24 protein-coding genes and 2 tRNA genes are annotated in these 18,293 nt (G+C 69.0%); 7 read left to right on the top strand and 19 right to left on the bottom strand.

What is annotated here, in order from left to right; translation table 11 throughout:
- Positions 1 to 55: 55 nt before the first annotated feature.
- Positions 56 to 355 (bottom strand): helix-turn-helix transcriptional regulator, encoded by a 300-nt coding sequence (locus BM204_RS16165; protein ID WP_091115467.1) that lies wholly within the window; start codon positions 353 to 355, stop codon positions 56 to 58.
- A 147-nt stretch (positions 356 to 502) separates the two neighbouring features.
- Between BM204_RS16165 and BM204_RS16160 the strand changes: the two genes are divergently transcribed.
- Complete coding sequence (locus BM204_RS16160; protein ID WP_091115464.1) at positions 503 to 922, top strand: hypothetical protein; 420 nt, start codon at positions 503 to 505, stop codon at positions 920 to 922.
- 64 nt (positions 923 to 986) lie between these two features.
- Here the strand turns inward: BM204_RS16160 and BM204_RS16155 are convergent.
- Positions 987 to 1,062 (bottom strand) — tRNA-His (locus BM204_RS16155).
- Positions 1,063 to 1,109: 47 nt separating this feature from the next.
- Entirely contained in the window at positions 1,110 to 1,745 is a 636-nt protein-coding gene (gene orn, locus BM204_RS16150; protein WP_091115462.1) for an oligoribonuclease, read from the bottom strand.
- 79 nt (positions 1,746 to 1,824) lie between these two features.
- On the opposite strand from orn, the gene BM204_RS16145 reads away from it, so the two are divergent.
- The 4 genes from BM204_RS16145 (at position 1,825) to BM204_RS16130 (ending at position 4,919) form a co-directional block, all read left to right on the top strand.
- Positions 1,825 to 2,301 (top strand): MauE/DoxX family redox-associated membrane protein, encoded by a 477-nt coding sequence (locus BM204_RS16145; RefSeq protein WP_091115460.1) that lies wholly within the window; start codon positions 1,825 to 1,827, stop codon positions 2,299 to 2,301.
- Between the two features lie 5 nt (positions 2,302 to 2,306).
- A complete protein-coding gene (locus BM204_RS16140; RefSeq protein ID WP_091115604.1) occupies positions 2,307 to 3,038 on the top strand; it encodes a DsbA family protein in 732 nt (243 codons plus the stop codon).
- A 21-nt stretch (positions 3,039 to 3,059) separates the two neighbouring features.
- A complete protein-coding gene (locus BM204_RS16135) occupies positions 3,060 to 4,079 on the top strand; it encodes an adenosine deaminase (protein WP_174813025.1) in 1,020 nt (339 codons plus the stop codon).
- Positions 4,080 to 4,262: 183 nt separating this feature from the next.
- Positions 4,263 to 4,919 (top strand): helix-turn-helix transcriptional regulator, encoded by a 657-nt coding sequence (locus tag BM204_RS16130; protein WP_091115455.1) that lies wholly within the window; start codon positions 4,263 to 4,265, stop codon positions 4,917 to 4,919.
- Between the two features lie 102 nt (positions 4,920 to 5,021).
- Here the strand turns inward: BM204_RS16130 and BM204_RS16125 are convergent, their stop codons facing one another.
- Positions 5,022 to 6,236, bottom strand: coding sequence for a S8 family peptidase (locus BM204_RS16125; RefSeq protein ID WP_091115453.1), 1,215 nt, complete (start codon positions 6,234 to 6,236; stop codon positions 5,022 to 5,024).
- A 186-nt stretch (positions 6,237 to 6,422) separates the two neighbouring features.
- Positions 6,423 to 6,520: transfer RNA gene (locus BM204_RS16120), tRNA-Arg, on the bottom strand.
- A gap of 451 nt (positions 6,521 to 6,971) precedes the next feature.
- Between BM204_RS16120 and BM204_RS23570 the strand changes: the two genes are divergently transcribed.
- Positions 6,972 to 7,187, top strand: a complete 216-nt coding sequence (locus BM204_RS23570; RefSeq protein ID WP_091115449.1) for a helix-turn-helix transcriptional regulator — start codon at positions 6,972 to 6,974, stop codon at positions 7,185 to 7,187.
- 38 nt (positions 7,188 to 7,225) lie between these two features.
- Here the strand turns inward: BM204_RS23570 and BM204_RS16105 are convergent, their stop codons facing one another.
- The gene (locus BM204_RS16105) at positions 7,226 to 7,468 is read right to left on the bottom strand and encodes a DUF3263 domain-containing protein (RefSeq protein WP_091115446.1); all 243 of its coding nucleotides are present in this window, start codon (positions 7,466 to 7,468) and stop codon (positions 7,226 to 7,228) included.
- A 10-nt stretch (positions 7,469 to 7,478) separates the two neighbouring features.
- Positions 7,479 to 7,712, bottom strand: coding sequence for a hypothetical protein (locus BM204_RS16100; RefSeq protein ID WP_091115445.1), 234 nt, complete (start codon positions 7,710 to 7,712; stop codon positions 7,479 to 7,481).
- A 196-nt stretch (positions 7,713 to 7,908) separates the two neighbouring features.
- On the opposite strand from BM204_RS16100, the gene BM204_RS22740 reads away from it, so the two are divergent.
- On the top strand, positions 7,909 to 8,757 hold the full coding sequence (locus BM204_RS22740; protein WP_218031258.1) for a collagen-like triple helix repeat-containing protein: 849 nt from the start codon (positions 7,909 to 7,911) through the stop codon (positions 8,755 to 8,757).
- A 243-nt stretch (positions 8,758 to 9,000) separates the two neighbouring features.
- Here BM204_RS22740 and BM204_RS16090 read toward each other — a convergent pair whose 3' ends face one another.
- From BM204_RS16090 to BM204_RS16040, 12 genes are all read right to left on the bottom strand, one after another.
- Positions 9,001 to 9,228, bottom strand: a complete 228-nt coding sequence (locus BM204_RS16090; RefSeq protein WP_091115442.1) for a holin — start codon at positions 9,226 to 9,228, stop codon at positions 9,001 to 9,003.
- Positions 9,225 to 9,884, bottom strand: a complete 660-nt coding sequence (locus tag BM204_RS16085; protein ID WP_091115439.1) for an endonuclease/exonuclease/phosphatase family protein — start codon at positions 9,882 to 9,884, stop codon at positions 9,225 to 9,227. Before BM204_RS16085 ends, BM204_RS16090 begins: the two co-directional genes overlap by 4 nt.
- Entirely contained in the window at positions 9,881 to 10,471 is a 591-nt protein-coding gene (locus tag BM204_RS16080) for a hypothetical protein (protein WP_091115437.1), read from the bottom strand. Before BM204_RS16080 ends, BM204_RS16085 begins: the two co-directional genes overlap by 4 nt.
- A complete protein-coding gene (locus tag BM204_RS22735) occupies positions 10,471 to 10,662 on the bottom strand; it encodes a hypothetical protein (protein WP_091115434.1) in 192 nt (63 codons plus the stop codon). Before BM204_RS22735 ends, BM204_RS16080 begins: the two co-directional genes overlap by 1 nt.
- 71 nt (positions 10,663 to 10,733) lie before the next feature.
- Positions 10,734 to 11,390, bottom strand: coding sequence for a collagen-like domain-containing protein (locus tag BM204_RS16070; RefSeq protein ID WP_091115432.1), 657 nt, complete (start codon positions 11,388 to 11,390; stop codon positions 10,734 to 10,736).
- The gene (locus BM204_RS22730; protein WP_170259192.1) at positions 11,380 to 11,550 is read right to left on the bottom strand and encodes a hypothetical protein; all 171 of its coding nucleotides are present in this window, start codon (positions 11,548 to 11,550) and stop codon (positions 11,380 to 11,382) included. Before BM204_RS22730 ends, BM204_RS16070 begins: the two co-directional genes overlap by 11 nt.
- Before the next feature lie 4 nt (positions 11,551 to 11,554).
- Positions 11,555 to 11,851: a hypothetical protein gene (locus BM204_RS16065; protein ID WP_143099800.1), complete on the bottom strand. Its 297-nt coding sequence runs from the start codon at positions 11,849 to 11,851 to the stop codon at positions 11,555 to 11,557.
- 102 nt (positions 11,852 to 11,953) lie between these two features.
- Entirely contained in the window at positions 11,954 to 14,422 is a 2,469-nt protein-coding gene (locus BM204_RS16060) for a polysaccharide deacetylase family protein (protein ID WP_091115427.1), read from the bottom strand.
- A gap of 25 nt (positions 14,423 to 14,447) precedes the next feature.
- A complete protein-coding gene (locus BM204_RS16055) occupies positions 14,448 to 16,232 on the bottom strand; it encodes a Kelch repeat-containing protein (protein ID WP_091115425.1) in 1,785 nt (594 codons plus the stop codon).
- Positions 16,232 to 16,531 carry a hypothetical protein gene (locus BM204_RS16050; RefSeq protein ID WP_091115422.1) on the bottom strand — a complete coding sequence of 100 codons (300 nt, stop codon included), beginning with the start codon at positions 16,529 to 16,531 and terminating at the stop codon, positions 16,232 to 16,234. Before BM204_RS16050 ends, BM204_RS16055 begins: the two co-directional genes overlap by 1 nt.
- The gene (locus BM204_RS16045; RefSeq protein ID WP_091115421.1) at positions 16,528 to 16,725 is read right to left on the bottom strand and encodes a hypothetical protein; all 198 of its coding nucleotides are present in this window, start codon (positions 16,723 to 16,725) and stop codon (positions 16,528 to 16,530) included. The genes BM204_RS16050 and BM204_RS16045 overlap by 4 nt, the downstream gene beginning before the upstream one ends.
- Positions 16,725 to 18,293 (bottom strand): hypothetical protein, encoded by a 1,569-nt coding sequence (locus tag BM204_RS16040; protein ID WP_091115418.1) that lies wholly within the window; start codon positions 18,291 to 18,293, stop codon positions 16,725 to 16,727. The genes BM204_RS16045 and BM204_RS16040 overlap by 1 nt, the downstream gene beginning before the upstream one ends.

Genomic DNA, 18,293 nt, shown 5'->3' with positions numbered 1-18,293 from the left:
TTTAGATTCGTTAATTTGAATGCGCGAGTGACTTAGCGCACGTTGCGAAACGGGGTCAGAACGTGTGCGCTCCGGTCCGATTGACCACCAGGTCCAGGAACTCACCCAAGGTCACGCTCGCCTCCTGCGCGTGCCGGAAGTGCGCCTCCCGCGCCACCTCGTAGCGATTGCGTCGGCCCACCTTGGCCTTGCGGAGATATCCCTGCTCCACGAGGTCGCGGACGATCTGCTGAACGGCACGCTCGGTGATCCCCACGGACTCGGCCACATCCCTCATGCGGGCATCGGGATCGCGGGCCAGCGAGACCAGGACGTGGCCGTGATTCGACAAGAATGTCCAACGACCATCGCTCATGACCAAATTCTACGCGAGAAGGTGGTTCCGGTCGGGACGTCAGGAAGTTGGTCCCGATCGTGACCCACCGAGAGCGGCTCGCACCGGAGTCAATGCGTGGTGGCCAGGCAAAGCGGGTACCGCGTCGCCGAACCTGAGGAGGACTTCATGGAGACCGACACCCTGGTCTGGATCATCGTCGCCGTCGTCGTGGTGCTGGCCGTCGTGGCACTGGTGATGGCGATGCAGAAGAAGCGCCAGCGCGACCGCGAGCTGCGGCGAGAGCAGGCCGGTCAGCTGCGCTACGAGGCCGTGGCCGCGACCCCCGACGTCCGCACCGCCACCGAGCGGCTGCACCACGCCGAGGCGCGCGCCGAGCTCGCCCACGTCGAGGCCCGCAAGGCCGACGAGGAGGTCGTCGGGCTCAAGCGCGCGCTCGCCGCCGAGGAGGCGCAGCGCGAGAACCACCTGCGCGAGGCCGACCGCATCGACCCGGACGTCAACACGAGGACGAAGGGCTACGCGCCGGGCGCCACGACCGACGCCACGACCGGCACGACGGACCTCGAGGGCCGGCGCCGCAACTGACCTGGGTCCACGATCACGTCGAGCCCCTGACCTGCGACTACGCAGGTCAGGGGCTCGATCACGCTGGGGTGAGTAACGGGACTTGAACCCGCGACATCCGCCACCACAAGGCGGCGCTCTACCAGCTGAGCTATACCCACCAGGTCGATCCGGGCACAGCCCGGGATCGATGAGGAGTGTAGTCGGATCAGGCGTCGGTCTTCGAATCGGGGTCCGGGATGCCGGTGAGCGCTCCACCGTGTACCTCGGCGATGGCGCGGGCAGAGGTGGAGTCGGGTCCGGGCGAGGGCACGAAGACCGCCTCGCGGTAGTAGCGCAGCTCCTCGATGCTCTCCTGGATGTCCGCGAGGGCCCGGTGGTTGCCGCGCTTGGCCGGGGCGGCGAAGTAAGCCTTGGGGAACCAGCGGCGGGAGAGCTCCTTGATGGAGGACACGTCGACGATCCGGTAGTGCAGGAACGCGTCGAGGTCGAACATGTCGCGGGAGATGAAGAGCCGGTCCGTGCCTACGGTGTTGCCGGCGAGCGGCGGTCGGGAGCCGTCGGGACAGTACTCCTTGACGTAGGCCAGCACCTGCTCCTCGGCCTCGGCCAGGGTGATGCCGCTGTCGAGCTCCTCGAGCAGCCCGGACTTCTCGTGCATGTCCCGGACGAAGTCGATCATCTGCTCCAGCGACTCGGCAGGGGGCTTGATGATCAGGTCGATGCCGTCGCCGAGCACGTTGAGGTCGAAGTCCGTGACGAGCGCCGCCACCTCGATCAGGGCGTCCGCTCCCAGGTCGAGTCCGGTCATCTCGCAGTCGATCCACACCAGTCGGTCAGTCACGAGAGGTCACCTTAGACCTGCCTGAGAAGGACCTTCGCCTCTCAGCCCCTCCCCAGGGGGTGGGCCTAGCGTTGGAGACGTGAAGGAATGGCTCGGACTGCTGGCGCGCCTGGTGACCGGAGGCGTGTGGATCGCCGCTGGTGCGGTGAAGCTGCCCGACCCTTACGCGAGCGTGCAGGCGGTGCGTGCCTACGAGATCCTCCCGGCCTCGGCCGCCGAGACTGCTGGCTACCTCCTGCCGGTCGTCGAGATCGTCATCGGCGTCGCCCTGATGCTCGGGCTGCTCACCCGCGGAGCAGCGGTCGCGTCGGGGCTGCTCTTCGTCGTGTTCATCGCCGGCATCGCGTCGGTCTGGGCGCGCGGGTTGGAGATCGACTGCGGCTGCTTCGGCGGTGGGGGCTACGACCCCGACGCCACCTCCAACTACCCGTGGGAGATCGCGCGCGACCTCGCTCTGCTCGCCTTGTCCGGCTACCTCGTCTGGCTGCGCACCTCCCGCCTGGCGCTCGACAACCTGTTGTTCCGTCGCACGACCGTGATCACCGAAGGATCGTGATGTCCATGAGCGCCAAGGCCCAGAACCGCGCCGACAGAGCCGAGCGCGCAGCCGAGCACCTGCGTCGTCAACGCGCCCAGGAAAGGCGCCGCAACGCGCTCGTCGTGGGTGGGGTGGTGCTGGCGATGATCCTGGTCATCGGGGCCGGCTTCCTGGTCAACAGCCTGCGCGACTCCTCGCAGGACATCAGCGCCTCGCCGGCCGGCGCCACAGACCACGGCGTCGCGATCGGCGATCCCGACGCGCCGCACCAGGTCGTGATCTACGAGGACTTCCTCTGCCCCTACTGCGGCCAGCTCGAGCAGGCCTCCAGCGAGGAGCTGACCCGGCTGGCCGACGAGGGCAAGGTCTACGTCGACTACCGCCCGTTCAACCTGCTGCGCAGCGACTACTCCGTCGACGCCGCCAACGCGTTCGCGGTGGTGCTCGACGCCGCCGGTCCAAAGGTTGCCAAAACCTTCCATGACGAGCTCTTCGCCGACCAGCCCGCCGAGGGCGGTCCCTACCCGGACGCCGACTGGCTCGTCGCCAAGGCCGTGGAGGCCGGTGCGGCCGAGGCCGACGTACGCCCCGGCATCGAAGACGGTGCCCAGGAGCAGTGGGTCGCCGACGCCACGAGCGCAGCGGCCGATGCCGGTGTCAGCAGCACCCCGACCCTCCTGCTGGACGGCCAGTTCTACCAGGACGGGCGCACCATGCAGGAGATCGCGGACAACCTGGTGGCTGCGCTCGAGTGAGGGCCTGGCAGCATGCTGGGGATGAGCCTGAACGACTTCATCGCCGGCCTGCCCAAGGCCGAGCTCCACGTCCACCATGTCGGGTCCGCGTCACCGCGGATCGTCAGCGAGCTGGCCGCTCGCCACCCCGGCCGGGTGCCGTCCGACATCGACGAGCTGCGCTCGTTCTACGAGTTCCGCGACTTCTCCCACTTCGTCGAGGTCTACCTCGCGGTCGTCGACCTGATCCGCACGCCGGAGGACCTGCGCTACCTCACCTACGAGATCGCCCGGGAGATGGCGCAGGGGCAGTCGCTGCGCTACGCCGAGCTGACGTGTACGCCGTACACGTCGGTCGCCGCAGGCATCCCCATCGAGGCCTACTCCGAGGTCCTCGAGGACGCCCGCCACGCCGCTGAGCGTGACTTCGGGCTGGTCCTGCGCTGGATCTACGACATCCCCGGTGAGTCCGGGCTGCCCGCCGCTGAGGACACGCTGCGCTACGCGCTGGACCACCGGGTCGAGGGGCTCGTCGGCTTCGGCCTGGGCGGGCCCGAGATCGGGGTGCCGCGCCCCCAGTTCCAACCGCACTTCGACGCCGCGCGCGCAGCGGGGCTGCGCTCGGTGCCGCACGCGGGCGAGACGACCGGTCCCGAGACGATCTGGGACGCGATCCGCCTCCTGGGGGCCGAGCGGATCGGCCACGGCACGTCCGCGGCGGCCGACCCGGCCCTGCTCGCCCACCTGGCCGAGCACCGGATCCCGCTCGAGGTCTGTCCCTCCTCGAACATCGCGACCCGGGCGGTCGCGACGCTGGCCGAGCACCCGCTCAAGGCCTTCGTCGACGCCGGCGTGGTGGTCACGATCAACTCCGACGACCCGCCGATGTTCGCCACGGACCTCAATCGTGAGTACGCCATCGCCGCCGACCTGCTCGGGCTGGACGAGCACGGGGTGGCGGACCTGGCTCGCACGGCGATCGACGTGTCGTTCGCTCCCGACGAGGTGAAGGCCGCGGTGCGCGGCGAGATCGACGCCTACGTGGCGGCCGCGAGCTCGTAGGGACACCAAAGGCCCCGCGCTCTCATACAGCGCGGGGCCACTGCTGTTCTATCCGCTGCCCCGCCGTGGGACGGGGAGGCTCGCCGGGGTCCGGCCGCCGTCATCTGGGGTTCCCGCACGATTTCCACCGATGAATGAGGGTGGGGCGGCGCATCCTCCGCCTGGGTGAAATATCATGTCCCCATGGCAGAGCGAGCTGGACCCATCAGAGTGGCGATCGTCAACGACTACGAGGTCGTGGTGGCCGGGGTGGCGGCGATGCTCGAGCCGTACGCCGAGCGGGTCCTGGTCGTCGAGCTCGATGCCGGGATGTCGGTCTCCCAGGACGTCGACGTCATCCTCTACGACACGTTCGGGCAGGTGCAGGGTGACGGCGTCGACCTCGAGGACCTGGTGCACGGTGGCCGGGCCAAGGTCGTGATCTACAGCTGGAACGTGCAGCCCGAGCTGGTCGACCGCTCGATCGCCAAGGGTGCTCGCGGCTACGTCTCGAAGGCCTTCACCGCCGAGGAGGTCGTCGCTGCCGTCGAGTCCGTCCATGGCGGCGACGTGGTGCGGCCGGGACCGCCGGCCGATACCTCTGCCGACGCCGGGCCTTGGCCGGGCCGTGAGCACGGGCTGAGCGCTCGTGAGGCCGAGGTGATCGCGCTGATCACGCAGGGGCTGTCCAACCAGGAGATCGCCGACCGGTCCTACCTGAGCATCAACTCGGTCAAGACCTACGTGCGCACGGCCTACCGCAAGATCGACGTCACGCGTCGTTCGCAGGCCGTGGTCTGGGGCATGACGCATGGATTCTCGCCCGACCGGGTGAGGATCCTGGACCCGACCGGTCAGTAGGACCCGCCCGGCGGGTGAGGGCCGGGGTACATCACGGCCGGACGCGGCACCGCCCGCCCCGGGGGAGGGGCGGGCGGTGCGGGGGATGGATCAGGTCACTCTTCAGGGGTTGGTGAAGAGCAGCCGGTTCGGCGAGCCGTTGGCGCCGGTGACGACGCCGGTGGTGCTGTTGGCGATCAGGGTGCTGGCGACCGTGGCGGGCGAGGCCGACGGTGAGGCCTCGAGGATCAGCGCAGCGGCGCCCGCGACGTGCGGGGATGCCATCGACGTGCCCGAGATGGTGTTGGTGGCCGTCGTGGAGCCGATCCATGCCGACGTGATGGAGCTGCCGGGCGCGAAGATGTCGACGCAGGAGCCGTAGTTGCTGAAGCTCGAGCGCGCGTCGGTGCTGGTGGTGGCGCCGACCGTGATCGCGTTGGTGGCGCGCGACGGCGAGACGTTGCAGGCGTTCTGGTTCTCGTTGCCGGCCGCGACGACCACGGTGACTCCGGAGGACACCATGCGCTGGACGGCCGCGTCCGTGGCGGCGTCGGCGGGGCCGCCGAGGCTCATGTTGGCGACGCGGGCGCCGCCGGTCTGGCCGGCCACCCAGTCCATGCCGGCGATGACACCGGAGTTGGAGCCGCTGCCCTGGCAGTCGAGGACCCGCACGGGGACGAGCGTCGCGCCCTTGGCGATGCCGTAACGGGTGCCGCCCACGGTGCCGGCGACGTGGGTGCCGTGGCCGTTGCAGTCGGTCGTGCCGCGGCCGTCGTTGATCGCGGTGGCGCCGGCGGCGACCCGGCCGCTGAACTCGGTGTGCGAGCCGTTGATGCCGGTGTCGATGACGAAGACCCGGACGCCGGCTCCCGTGCGGGTGTAGGTGTAGCTGCCGTTGACGGGGCGGGCGCGCTGGTCGCTGCGGTCCAGACCCCACGTGGCGCCTGTCTGCGTCGCCTCGATGCTGACGCGGCCGTCCTCCTGGACGAACGAGACCTCGGGGTCGCTGCGGACCTCGGCCAGCTCGGCGTCGGACAGTGCTGCGGCATAGCCGCCGATGTTGGCGTAGACCCGCTTGATCTCGGCGCCGTCCTGACGGGCGTCCGCACGTGAGTCGGTGGCCTCGGCCCGCGTGGTGTCGTGGTCGAAGACCACGATGTAGCGGCCGTCGATGGCCTTCGCTGCCTGCACGAGCGGGGCTTGCGTGTCGTGGGCCTGGGTGTCAGAAGCACGGTCTCCGGCGGCGGGTGCGGCGGTGGCCGACACTCCGGGGAGAGCGGCCGCGCCGCCGAGGGTGACGACGAAAGCGGCCACACCGATCTTGGTCTTGCTCAACATCTACGTGTTCCTCCTCGGACCTTGTGGGTCCTGAGTCCGACACCGTCCCGAGAACGGACAGCGAGCGACCTGGTTGTCGCTGAGGAGGACTCTCGCCCGCGGAGGTCGGGCGCCGGTAGCGGGGAAACCCTCGACCCTGCCCGCGAGCCCCCGTGCCTGCGAGTTTCGGTGACGGTCGTGGGTGGGTGCCCCCGACAGGATTCGAACCTGTGACCGGCGGATTAGAAGTCCGATCCGGGGTCTGAAGCCGGTGGGAGTGGGGTGTAGCCAGTTGATTATGTGGCCTGGTCAGGGGCGGTTTCGGGGGCGTCGGGGTGTAGCGGGGTGGGGTGGGGTGAAACGGGTGGGTGCCCCAGGTTCTGCCCCACGCCAGCGCGCCTAGTCGGTTGGGCCGTCCAGGTCGCGGAGGGCGTGGAGTGCGTCGCAAAGCCAGCAGCTGGAGTAGGTGGTGCCAGTTCGGCCGCTGGTGAGGTTCGCGGCGAGCTGCTCGTCAGGGTCAATCCAGGCCCCACATAGGGCTGGGACAGGGATGCCGTACCCGGTATTCATGGCCACGTCGATCCCGAGCATCCAGTGGAGCTCGACAGCATGTTCCGAGGAGGCTGCTGCGGTTGGAGAAGCGGATCCCGAGAGTGCGGCAGACATGGTGATAGTCCTCCGTGGGGTATTCGAATATGAGTGACGGACGTTACCTATTCTGTGCGGTTGCGGCCAGTGCGTCCCTAGCCTTCGCGCGTGAATCCCCTCCGGCTCGCTGGTGTCGCCGAGGTTGCTGAGTTGCTCGGGGTCAGTCGTCAGCAGGTTCACCGTCTGGCCAGTCGCGAGGACTTCCCTGCCCCGGTGGCCAACCTGGTGGCGGGGAGGGTGTGGCTTCTCGTCGAGGTTGAGCAGTGGGGTCGTGAGCATGCAGGGCGGCGTCCGGGGCGCCCTGAGACCCCAAAGCCGACCTGAGTGGAACGGCGGTAGCGCCGCCGCGTGGGTTCGTCGCCCTATCGTCTGGTGCGGGCAGACGTGCGCGCGTCTCGGAGGCGCAGCAGCCGGCGTACGACGAGCGGCTCAGTGGCGAGCGCGTCGGGGTGGTCGATGATCCAGTTGAGCCGCTGGTAGTAGCGGGTGCTGGTGACCCCGAACCGGTCGAGCACCGCGGTCTCTTTCGCGCCGGCGAACTTCCACCACTGCCGCTCGAAGGTGAGGATCGCGTGGTCCTGGTTGGTCAGCTGCTCGGTGGTCATGCGGGTGACGTTAGGCGGGCCCGCCGACAGTGCGTCCCTTGGAGTGGTCGGTGTCGTCGGGGCGGATGTCGTCGCCGGTGAAGGTTCCGAGGGTGCTCGAGCCTCTGGGGGTGCGGTACTGGACGTGGGCCTGCCAGGCGCCGTCGACGAGCTCTTGGGCGATGACGTGGCCGTGGTGCCAGACGCCGTCGACGAGGACTTGGACCATGGGTGGGTCGTTGGGGTCGGCGCGTACGTAGGTCACGGGGTCAGGGTGTCAGGCGGCGTCGACACATCGACCACCCGATGAGGCCGCCGCCGGTGGCCGCGGCAAGGTGGGTCAGCAGCAGAAAGGCGTCCATCGGCCCAGCGTGGCGCTGAACTTTGACGAAGTGAAGCGTCTGCGTCGGCCCGGTTGTGCTGCACAAGGTCCCCGGCGGTCAGCCGCATGATGCTTTACGGTGCAGTTCAACATCACCGAACTCGGAGACCACATGAAGAACTCGATCCTCGCTGCCACCGCTATCGCCGGAGCGTTCGTGCTCGGCGGCACCACCTTCGCCGTCGCCGGCCCGCTGGTCACCTCGCAGGACATCAAGAACGGTTCCATCCGCGGCATCGACATCAAGGATGGGTCGCTGTCGGCGGCGAAGTTCCGTGGTGACATCAGGGGTGTCCGTGGTCCGGCGGGACCCGCAGGTCCGGCTGGTCCGGCTGGTCCGGCTGGTCCCGAGGGGGCGACTGGAGCGACCGGCCCGGCCGGCCCGGCCGGGCAGGCTGGAGCAACCGGCCCGGCCGGGCCCAGGGGGGAGACCGGGCCGCAGGGCTCCCATGGCGTCCCCGGCCCGGCTGGCGACGGAGGTGTCGACGAGTACGTCTCCTGGACGTGGACCCACAACGAGAATGACCCCGTTTTTGCTGGTCGCCCTGGCCAGTACAACACCGTGTACTCCAGCGACTCGATCAGCGGACCTGCCGCGGTCTACGCCATCGACATCACAGTGCCCGCCGAGGTCGAGGATTGGTTCAAGAACAACTGCCAAGACGCCGGATACTCCATCGGTCTTGGAGAGTCGACGGCGCTGTTTTACTACTACGCTGAGTTCGTGGGCAACGGGTTCGTCAACCCGCCAGGCCGAGAGGTGACCGGCACAAGCGACCTCGTCGCGAGGAACGAGGACGGACGCTTCCGTGCACACGTCAGCTGCAGTAACAATGACGGCAACGTCCCAGTCCCGTCGTTCACCGTGACTGCCACGTTTGGCGTCGACTACCTGCCGGAGTCGGCTGCCGTTCGTCAGGTCCAGTAGGTCCTGCAGGGTCTATGCGGGTCAGGTCGCGGATATCGCCCATCAAGCGACGAATCGCCCCACCCGGCCATTGGCCAGGTGGGGCGGTCAGTTGCCGCACCGACGGTGCAGCGGGGCGCCACTGGAAGTGGCCAGCCTACGCGGTCAGAGCAGCGCGCGGCGAGCGAGTAGGTGGCCGAGGATGACCCCGGCTGGGTAGGCGAGCGCCCCGAGTGCGACCCACGGGAGTCGCGTGCGCATGGCCTAGTCGACGGTCTCGGGGCCGAACGCGGCCGGGCCGTCGCCGGGCGCGAGCTTGATGCCCGCCAGCGACGTCACGAGCGACACGAGGGTGGCCAGCGCGACAGCGGATCCGACGCCGGCCCAGTCGATGTCGGTGATGCCCGTGGCGTTCGTGCCGACCAGGGCGAGGAAGACCTGTGCGGCGGTCTTGATGGCACGCTCGAGCGTGGCGAGCAGGTAAGGCTTCATCGGTTCTCCTTGGTGGTGAGGGTCAGCACCGCGTGGTCGGTGCCGTCGTACTCCTGGTGGGTGCGCTTGACGTCGCCCCAGCCATGGCCGTAGACGAAGCCCATGACGTCAGCGCCGTACGAATTCGGGGCGTCGAGGTCGGTGCGCATCGCGGCGTGGTGGAGGTTGAAGTCCCCGGTCACGCCCCACCGCATCCGGGGCTGGATTCGGAGGCGGGCGCGCTGGCGGTCAACCCAGCGGCGGGTGGACTCGACCGCGTCGGCTTGACGACCAGTCGAGGGCAGGGGGTTGTGAATGACAGCGACCCTGGTGGTGATGCCGTGGTCGCGCAGGGCGGCAACGCGGCGGTACCTGTCTTGGACCTTCCGGCCTCGACGGGACAGGAGCCGCGACAGAGTCCAGCGGCGCCGCACGCCCGCGCCGCGTCGCACGGCGATCACGGACCCTGCGCGGGCTCCGTTGGCGCGGTCCTGGGACACGTCCCACCCGGGAAGGATCTTCGCCACGTCGACTGGGTCGTTGTCGGCGTCGCGGGCCTCGACGAGGAGCAGTACGTCTGCGGGTGCGTCACCGTTGGCGCCGTCCGCGAGCTGGCGGATCAGGCGTGCGTCGTTGCCCCACTGGTAGGTGAGGTTCGCGACCCTGTAGACCGTCACTGCGGACGCGTCCCGTTGCGGATCTCCTTGAGGACCGTGGCCAGAGACCTCTTGGCCTTGGTGCCCACGTCGATCTTCACGATGTCGCCGGCCTTCGCTACGGCGCGCTCGGCCTCCTCGCGGGCGATGGTGCGGATCTTGTCGAAGTCGGCGTCCTGCATGGTGTCCTCCTGCATCACGCCCCAGAGGGCGTTCGAGTCGTAGCCGGCCGCCGCGGTTGCGACGGAGACGTGGGTGTGGTGGTCGTGGGGGTTGGAGCCGTCGTAGTCGCGCCAGTCCCACCCGTAGGTGGCTGAGGCGATCCGGCCACGGCTGATGACGTAGGCGCCGGGCCCAAGGGCGGGGTGTCCGGCGATGCCGAGTTGGCGGATGTCCTCGGCGAAGGCGTGGGCGTCGAAGCCGCCGGCGGGGTCGTGGGTGAAGTCGCGCGCGCGGACCACCCCGGCGGGGTTGGGGTTGTGGTCGGAGGTCCGGGAGGAGTGGGCGGTGTCGCCGATAGATCCGTCGGCGGCCTTGGACCGGTCGGGGGCGGCAGCGTTGATCGCGTCGAGGAGCTCGTCGAGGGAGTACGCGGTGCGCCAGGACATCAGTCGCCCTCGTTGACGAAGCTCTGCTGCGGACAGGCTGGGTCGGTGCACTCGTGCGTGAAGTCGTGCCGGTCGTTGAACGAGACGTCCTCGCCAGCGTCGTAGCACGAGTAGCGATGACCGGGATCGTCGGTGCAGTGGGCCTCGGAGGGTCCAGGGTCAGCGCATGTGCCGGTACGGATTGTGCTCACGGGTGCCTCCTGTGGGCGTGCTTGATCGCCGCCGGCCACGAGGTGGGCGAGGCGGGTGCGGAGTCGGTGGATCAGGTCGTGGCGGGGGCTGGGGCGGGTAGCGGGCGGCAGTCGAGGAACACGGCGCCGGCGTCACCGACGGTGAAGCCGGCGAGGTACTGGCCCTCGGGGCAGGTGTAGGTGCCGGGTTGGGCGGTGCCGTCACGACCGTCCTGGCCAGGTTCACCAGCCGGACCGGGAGGCCCCTGCGGGCCGGGGTCACCGGGTGGGCCTACAGGTCCCGTGTCGCCCTGCGGCCCCTGCTGGCCGAGCGCGCCGGCCGGGCCGGTGTTGCCGACATCGCCGGGGGGACCGGCTGGTCCGACGGGTCCGATGAATCCGCGCGGACCCTGCGCGCCGGCCGAGCCGGTCAGACCCTGGACACCTGGTGGACCCGCGGGTCCCTGGGCGCCCGCAGGACCTGGATCGCCCTGGGCGACCTCGTCGATGGTCTCCTCGACCTGGTCGGCCTCAGCGTCACAGTCGGGGGTGTCGGGGTCCTTGACGCAGTCGACGAGCTCCTGTGACTGACCGGCCACGACGTCACGCTCAGTGCGTGCGGTGTCGCGGCCGTCGAGCAGGAGCGCGATCGCGATGCCCGATGTGAGGGCGGCGAGGGCGATCAGTGCGACCAGGGCGATGCCCATGGGCTGCATCCCCAGGATGAGGCGACGCTTCTCAGACGTCATCCGGATCTCCTCCGAGTTCGGTGATCTTCTTGGCCTGGCGGCGGATCTTGTCTTCCTTCTCGAGCATCGCCGCGGAGTTTCGCGAGGTGATGATGGCGATCGTGATGGAGGCCGATGCGGCGATGAACGACGCGACGACGGTGCCGAGAACGGGGTCCACACCGTCACCGACCCCTTCGAGTGCGTCGCTCCCGGTGGCGTTGCCAGGTGAAGCCGGACAGCAGGACGGCGTAGGCGATGAGCCCGAGCCACGAGAACGCGTCGAAGGGGATGCCGAGGTTGAAGGCCTTGAATTGGCCCGCGAGTAGGTAGGTCATGACCAGCCCGATCCCGATCAGGATCACCCTGATCGGCCACGTCCGTTCGTGCCAGGTTGAGCCGACCCAGTGTCCGGCGAAGAGGAGCGCGAGCATCGCCTCGAAGGTCAGGACTGCTCGTAGGACGTGGTCGAGCTCGGGCATGGGGGCCTCCATCGCTGGTGGTCGTGGCAGGGGGTCTGGGCGCGCTGCTGCGAGACCGAGACGGTGAGGGGTCAGCCGTGCATAACGAGCAAAGTGCTACGCCTAGAACTCCACGACGATCAGGCCGTCAGCACCTCCGCCACCAGTGCCACCGGCACCGCCAGCGCAGCCGCCGCCGCCGCCGCCACCACCACAACCGAGGTCAGTTGCGGTCTGTCCGGTGGCACCGTCTGCGGTTGCCGAGCCGCCGCCCGCGACGCTGCCGATGCTGGTATTGGGAGCGGTGCGGGCATTGCCGCCCAGTCCACCCTTGGATGTGGCGCTTGATGCTGGACCGCCACCAGAGCCGCCGATGACGCCGCCCGTGGGGACCGGGGACACTCCCACGCCGCCAGCAGCGCCGCCCGTGCCGGGGATGCCGGTCGTGGTAACGACATTGCCGGTTGCACCCTGAGATGCGCCGTGGACTGTCGCGGTGCTGTTGCCTGGGGTAGCCGAGCCAATGTTCCCGCCGCTCGCCCGGTAGGTGGTCGCACCGATGGTCAGCGTCGTGTCGCCACCCCTCGTGCCGACCACGCCCGCATTGTTGCCGCCCGCTGCGCCGCCAGCCCCGCCAGCCCCGCCCGTGCCGACCGCGCCGACATAGGAGGTGGCGGCAGTGACGGCGAGGTTGCGCCGCACCGACCGCTCGCCCGGTCCGCCACCAACACCGCCGCGCTGGTCAAGGGCTGCCGTTGCGGACCCGCCGCCATTGCCGCCCGATCCGGCCGCGAGAAGGTCGAGCGCAATCAGGCGGTTGATCCCGGTCGGGGACTTCCACGTCGTGGTGCCCGCTGCGACCTGCTCGACGTGCCCACCAGGCAGGAAGGTCCAGAAGTCGCGCTCGGTGGCGTCCCACGTGGCGCGCGTGGTCCGGCCCGTCGTGAGGTAGCCGAGGCCACCGCTGGGGAGACGCACCCGCTGGTGGGCAGAGATGAAGAGGTTCGCCGTCCATGCACTCAGGGTGAAGTTAAGAACGAGCTCCGACCACGCGCTCCAAGCTGCGTTAGTGGAGGACGCCGAGCGCACCCAGACACCGTTGCCACTGGTGCCGTGGAACTCCTGATAGTTGAACTGCCCGTTGGCGGCCACGACGCCGGGGACTGTGATGAACGTCTTGAGGACGCCGGGACCGTTGTCGGCGCGCGGGCCAGCGGGCGACGGGGAGAGGACGTTCTGCAACGTCTCGCCCACGGCGTAGGCAGACGGTACGGTGCCAATCGCGGCCGACGAGTCGGTGAGTTGCCGAACGACGGGCGGGGCGACGAGTCGCCCGCCGCCAGTGACGACGGTGTAGTCAGCGCCGCCCGGGAAGTCGCCCGAGTCGAGGGTGTTCTTGACGAGGTCGAACGCCTGGGAGGGCGTCAGGATCGGGACGCTGAGAGACTGCGCGTAGGCGATCACGTTAGCCAGGCGCGTGTAGCCACCGCCCGCGCTGGTGAGTTCCGCGACGGTGGCCGACGAGTGGAGGATGAAAACCAGGATCTCGCCATTGGCGATCGCGGTGTCGATCTGGGCGTAGTGCGTCGCGGTGACGGTCGAGTCCTTGATCGCGATGCGCCGGATCGCGAACGTCGAGAGCGGCTGCTGCGACCCCGAGGTGCCCGCCTGTGTGGTGGCGAGGCCGTAGTCGTAGTAGTCGCGGACGATCTTGCGGACCCCGGCGTCATGGTTGCCGAACGTGTAGGCGTACCCGCGCACCTTGACGCCCTGCGCCTCATAGGCGGCGCGATTGTTGATCTGAGTGGTGCGGGTCGCGGTGTCCTGAGGGATCTGGTCGGAGTGGTCGATCGAGTGGGCGACGATCTCGTGGCCCGCGTCGTAGAGCGACTTGACCTGCGCCCACGTCATGTTGCCGCCCGCATTGGGGTAGCCGGACGGCATGACGAACCCGCCCTTAATCCCGGCCGTGTCGAGGATCGGCTTCATGGCCGTCCAGTCGGCAGCGGGGCAGTCGTCGAAGGTGAAGCACACCACGGGTCGGGGCGCCCTGATTGCGGGGAGCGGGACGACAGCCTCCGCTGCAATCGTGGCCGTATGTCTCGCGTCCTGCTGCTGACGGAAGAGGCTGCCGGCGTCGGCATCGACGGCCGTCATCAGGCCCCCGGTCGTTGCCACAACACCCTCGACAGCGACCTTCGCGGCCACCGCCGCGGCCGCTGCAACCTCGGCCGCCGCCTGAGCTGCAGCGGCGGCTGCTGCAGCTGAGTCCGCGCGGGCGTCCATGCGGAAGAAGTCGCCGTCGGGGTCGCGGACCCACACCTCGACGTTGATGCCGTCGGGGCCGTAGAACGCAGGCACCTGCCCCGTCGAGGGGACGACCACGACGCTGGTGGCGGTGGTGCCGTCCGCCTGCATGAGGTTGAGGTAGCGAACCCCGCCGTTGGCCGCTGGCCCGGACCACACCTGCAGGGTGACCGACGTCGGGTCGCCGTTGGCGTCGATGGGGAGGGTGAGGAGCTGGCGTCGACCGAGCGCGAACAGCGAGACGACGGAGTCGCCGACGCGGCCACCGAACAGTGAGCGGGCCATCAGAGGACTCCTTCGGGGGTCGTGGTCATGGGGTGCTCGCGGTCGTGCCGTTCGCGGCGACGGCCACGACCCGGATCGCGGTCGAGTAGTCCCGGCCGGACACGGGCGTCCAGTAGCGCCAGCCCTCGTTGGTGGGTAGCTCGGTGGCCTTGCGCTCCTCGACCCCGCCCTCGGTGACGTAGACGTCGTTGTAGACCGTCACCGGGGCGCCACCGGTGGGGGCTGGGTTGGTGAGCATGATCTGCAGCGACGCGGTGTCGGGGTCGGGGTAGATCACGAACGACGGCACCATCGGCTCGGTGTAGTCGACGTTCACCATCACGCTGATCCACACCGACCAGAGACCGGCGAACTTGACCCGGACCTGCAGGTGCTCGGGGCGGTTGTTGGTCTCGAAGGTCAGCGGGATCGATCGCGGTAGGGGTGCGACGACTTCGCCGGTGTCGTAGTAGATGACCGCGGTGTTCGGTGCGCCGGCGGTGTTGCCGACCCGGCGGACCTGGTAGGCGTCCTGCTCGGCCGTGGACCAGACGAGGGTCTCGGTCTGCTCGACGGATTGACCGTTGATCGGGTACGTGATCGACGGACCAGCGGGCGGGTTGGCCGCGGTGAAGAACCCGGACGCGCACCAGGGCCCGACGAGGCCTCCGGCGTCCCAGGTGCGGACCTGGCGCTCGTAGTTGCCGGGAGTGAAGGTCCCGGGCGGGAAGTCGTAGAACGGGTTGGGGCTGTTGACGACGACGGTGGTCCAGGTGACGGTGCCGACAATGCGGTGCCGGAGCTCGAACTTCGACTGGGAGTCGCCGGTGTCGGGGTCGTTGAAGGTGTGCGCGGCACGGTTCGGTGACGCGGTCGAGATCAGCGCGCCACCGACCATAGTTGTCAGGACGGGTGCGTTGGGGGTGCGGTTCTCGAGGTAGACGTAGGCCTGGGCGGATGACGAGCCCCCGCCGTAGTTGTCCTCGCCGCCGATGAGGTAGACGAACCCGGAGGGATCCGTCGCGACAGCCGGATAGTCGAGCACGGCACCTGGGTAGTCCGGGATCACGCCAAGCGCCCACGCACTTGCGCCGGGGGTGTAGCCGTCGACGCGCTTCCGCCGTTCGCCTCCGTGATTGCCTGGGAGCGCAAGAATCGTTCCGCTCGCAAGCCGTGACACGGGCTGGTTGTAGGCGCCGGAGCCCCAGTCGGGAAGGGATGCGGTCTCGGGGGTGAGGGACCACACTCCGGTTGCCGGATCGTAGACGTACAACCTGCTGGCGAATGTCTGGTGGCCGCAGTAGAGCTTGCCGTCGTCACCCATGACACCAGTGATGCTGTATTGCTCATCAGAGTACGGGGCGGGCGTCAGAGTCTCCCAGGTGTTTGATCCCGGGGTGTAACGCTCCACGATGTAGGAGGGCGAGTAGCCGCTGCTGCCGCCGAGACCCTCGCGCCCCATAGCCAGGTAGATGCGGCCGGCCGCGTCCTGGAAGCCGAGGGGCTGGCCGCGGAACGTGGGCGGGGTCGCGCGGTTCTCCCAGGTGTTGGTCGCCGGGTCGTAGCGGTAGTGGTGCTTCACGGCTCCACTGGTCGTGCTGAAACCGAGAAAGTGGATCTTGGTGCCGACCGAGAACGCGTAGCCGAAGAGCGCCGCGGGGACCGGGGCACCGCTCGCCCAGGTATTCGTTTCGGGGGTGTAGATAAACGTCGAGGACGTGAGCCCGCTGTTGTTAGCGCCACCGAAGACGTAGACCTTGCCGTCGTGGAACAAACCCGCGCCCGTCGCAACTGCGACCGGCAGTGGCGCGATCTGCTGCCAGGCGCCCATCAGCCGGCGCCCAGCATCGCGCCGAGCTCGACGAGCGACCCCACCGCACCGAGGTTGGTCCACGCCCCACCGGTCTCACCGTCGACGAGGGCGACTGCGTCGCCGCGCACCGAGAGGCGGGTCCCGTCGGTGTCACCGAACACCACAACCTCGACGGTGTCATCGACCACGTCCAGCCCGGCCACATCCGCCGGCTGCAGCACGTCCGCGAGCACACCCCGGGCGATGGCCGTCCGGGCTGCGCTCGCGTCCTGAGCGGCCTGGATCGCGATCTCACGCAGGGTCAGGGGCACGGTCATGACTCGACTCCTTGGACTAGCGGCAGCAGGGGGTTGCGGACGGTGACGGTGACCCTCTGCCCGACGCCGTAGACACCGGCGTCGAGAACGTTCGCGGGGCACGGTGTGGTCGCGCCGTCGACGAGGATCGTGAGCGGGACGCTGATGGTGACCGTCGCGGCCGTCTGGACCTCGGTGATCGGACGAGTGGCCATCAGCCCACGACCTCCATGACCCAACGCCCCGGGGCGCCGTCGAGACTCGTCGTCGAGTTGATGACCTCAACCTTGTCGTTCGAGTCGCCGTCGATCATCCGGACCACGTCGAGGTGCCCCACGATCGGGAGCGGGTCGATCTCGTACGTCAGCGTCCTGGTCGCGGCGGTGTCCTCGATGACGATGCGGTCGCCCTGCGCGACCAGGGCCGCCTGGTTCGCCGCGTCGAGGAACACGACCCGCCGCCGGACCCGCTTGATCGAGGCCTGCGACGACGCCCCACGGTTGAGGTTCTGCACCGTGTAGATCCCGTCGCCCTCGATCGGGGTGACGTCCATGCCGCGGCGCACGAACCGCCAGTGGTTCGGCGCCGACCACACGTCCTCGTCGACGGTCGACTCCTCACCGACGAGGTTGGTCCGCTCGTCGGCGGTGTCGAAGGTCCACTCCACCGGTCGGGTCTTCGGGTCCTGGTAGGGCTCGGACCGGTAGGTGCCGTCCTCGTCGCACCACAGCTCGCGGTAGTTGATCGAGGCGAGGAGGTCGTTGATGATCTGCAGCCACGTCGCGGGGTTGGAGTCCGTGAGCGCCCACACCATCGTCGAGGGCAGGACCGCGACGTGCTCGGTCCCGTCGAGCCGCACCGGTGCACCGGCACCAGCAGCAGAGATGGCGGCCTTCACCGCGTCGAGGTACGTCGTGGACAGCGGCGTGAACGTCATCCGGTCGACCCACGTCTTCATGCCCGCGGTGGTGATGCGGACCGCAGGACCGAAGAACACGTTCGAGGTGGTGGCGGTCCACAGGAAGTCGAGCGTCACCCACTGGTCCTTCGCTGTGGTCTGCCACGGGGAGGACGCGACGAAGAGGATGTCGAGGCGTACGTCGGGGCCACCGGCGGGGACCCACACGTCGCAGGTCAAGAGGTACGTCTTCCCGACGATGAGGCCCGAGAGGCCCCAGTTCACCCACGAGTTCGCCGCGGTCGGCCACGTCACCTCGAGCGAGGCCACCCCGGCACCGGAGTGCTTCGACGTCGTCCTCGCGAAGGTCGCCGGGGTGTAGGTCCCGAACCCCGAGTTCGAGTCGATGCCCGTCGTGTCGGTCTCGACCGACCCGTTCACGACCAGGTCGGCGCCCGGGTACGGCACCACGAGGTAGGTGTCGCCGACTGGGTCGAGGAGCAGCTGCAGCAGGTCGTAGCCCTGCACGTCGTACATGGGCGTGTCGTCGCTGCGCCGCGACTGCGGGGTGGTGAGGACGTAGACGCCGCAGTTGAACCGCGCCGTCACTGCGTCGTTGGACAGGGTCACGTAGGGGCGGACCCGGTCGCGGCCCCACGCCAACCACCGGCTGATCGAGAGCCGACACACGCCGTGCACGACCGCGCGACCGTCGTGCTCGACGACCCCGCCCGCAGCGAGGTCGTCGCTGATGTCGGCCACGACCCGGTTCTGGGTGTCGAGGAGCTCGAGGCCGGCGGTGACGGTGATGTCGTCGCCGGTCAGCAGGGCCCGAACCTGGTCGTCGGTAAGGTCCTCGCGCGGCGCGGCGGTCAGCGGCTGCAT

It is taken from the genome of Nocardioides psychrotolerans (genome assembly GCF_900113685.1).
GTDB classification, from domain to species: Bacteria; Actinomycetota; Actinomycetes; order Propionibacteriales; family Nocardioidaceae; genus Nocardioides; species Nocardioides psychrotolerans.
The sequence above is the reverse complement of the archived record's forward strand: the minus strand, read 5'-3'. Positions and strand labels throughout refer to the sequence as shown.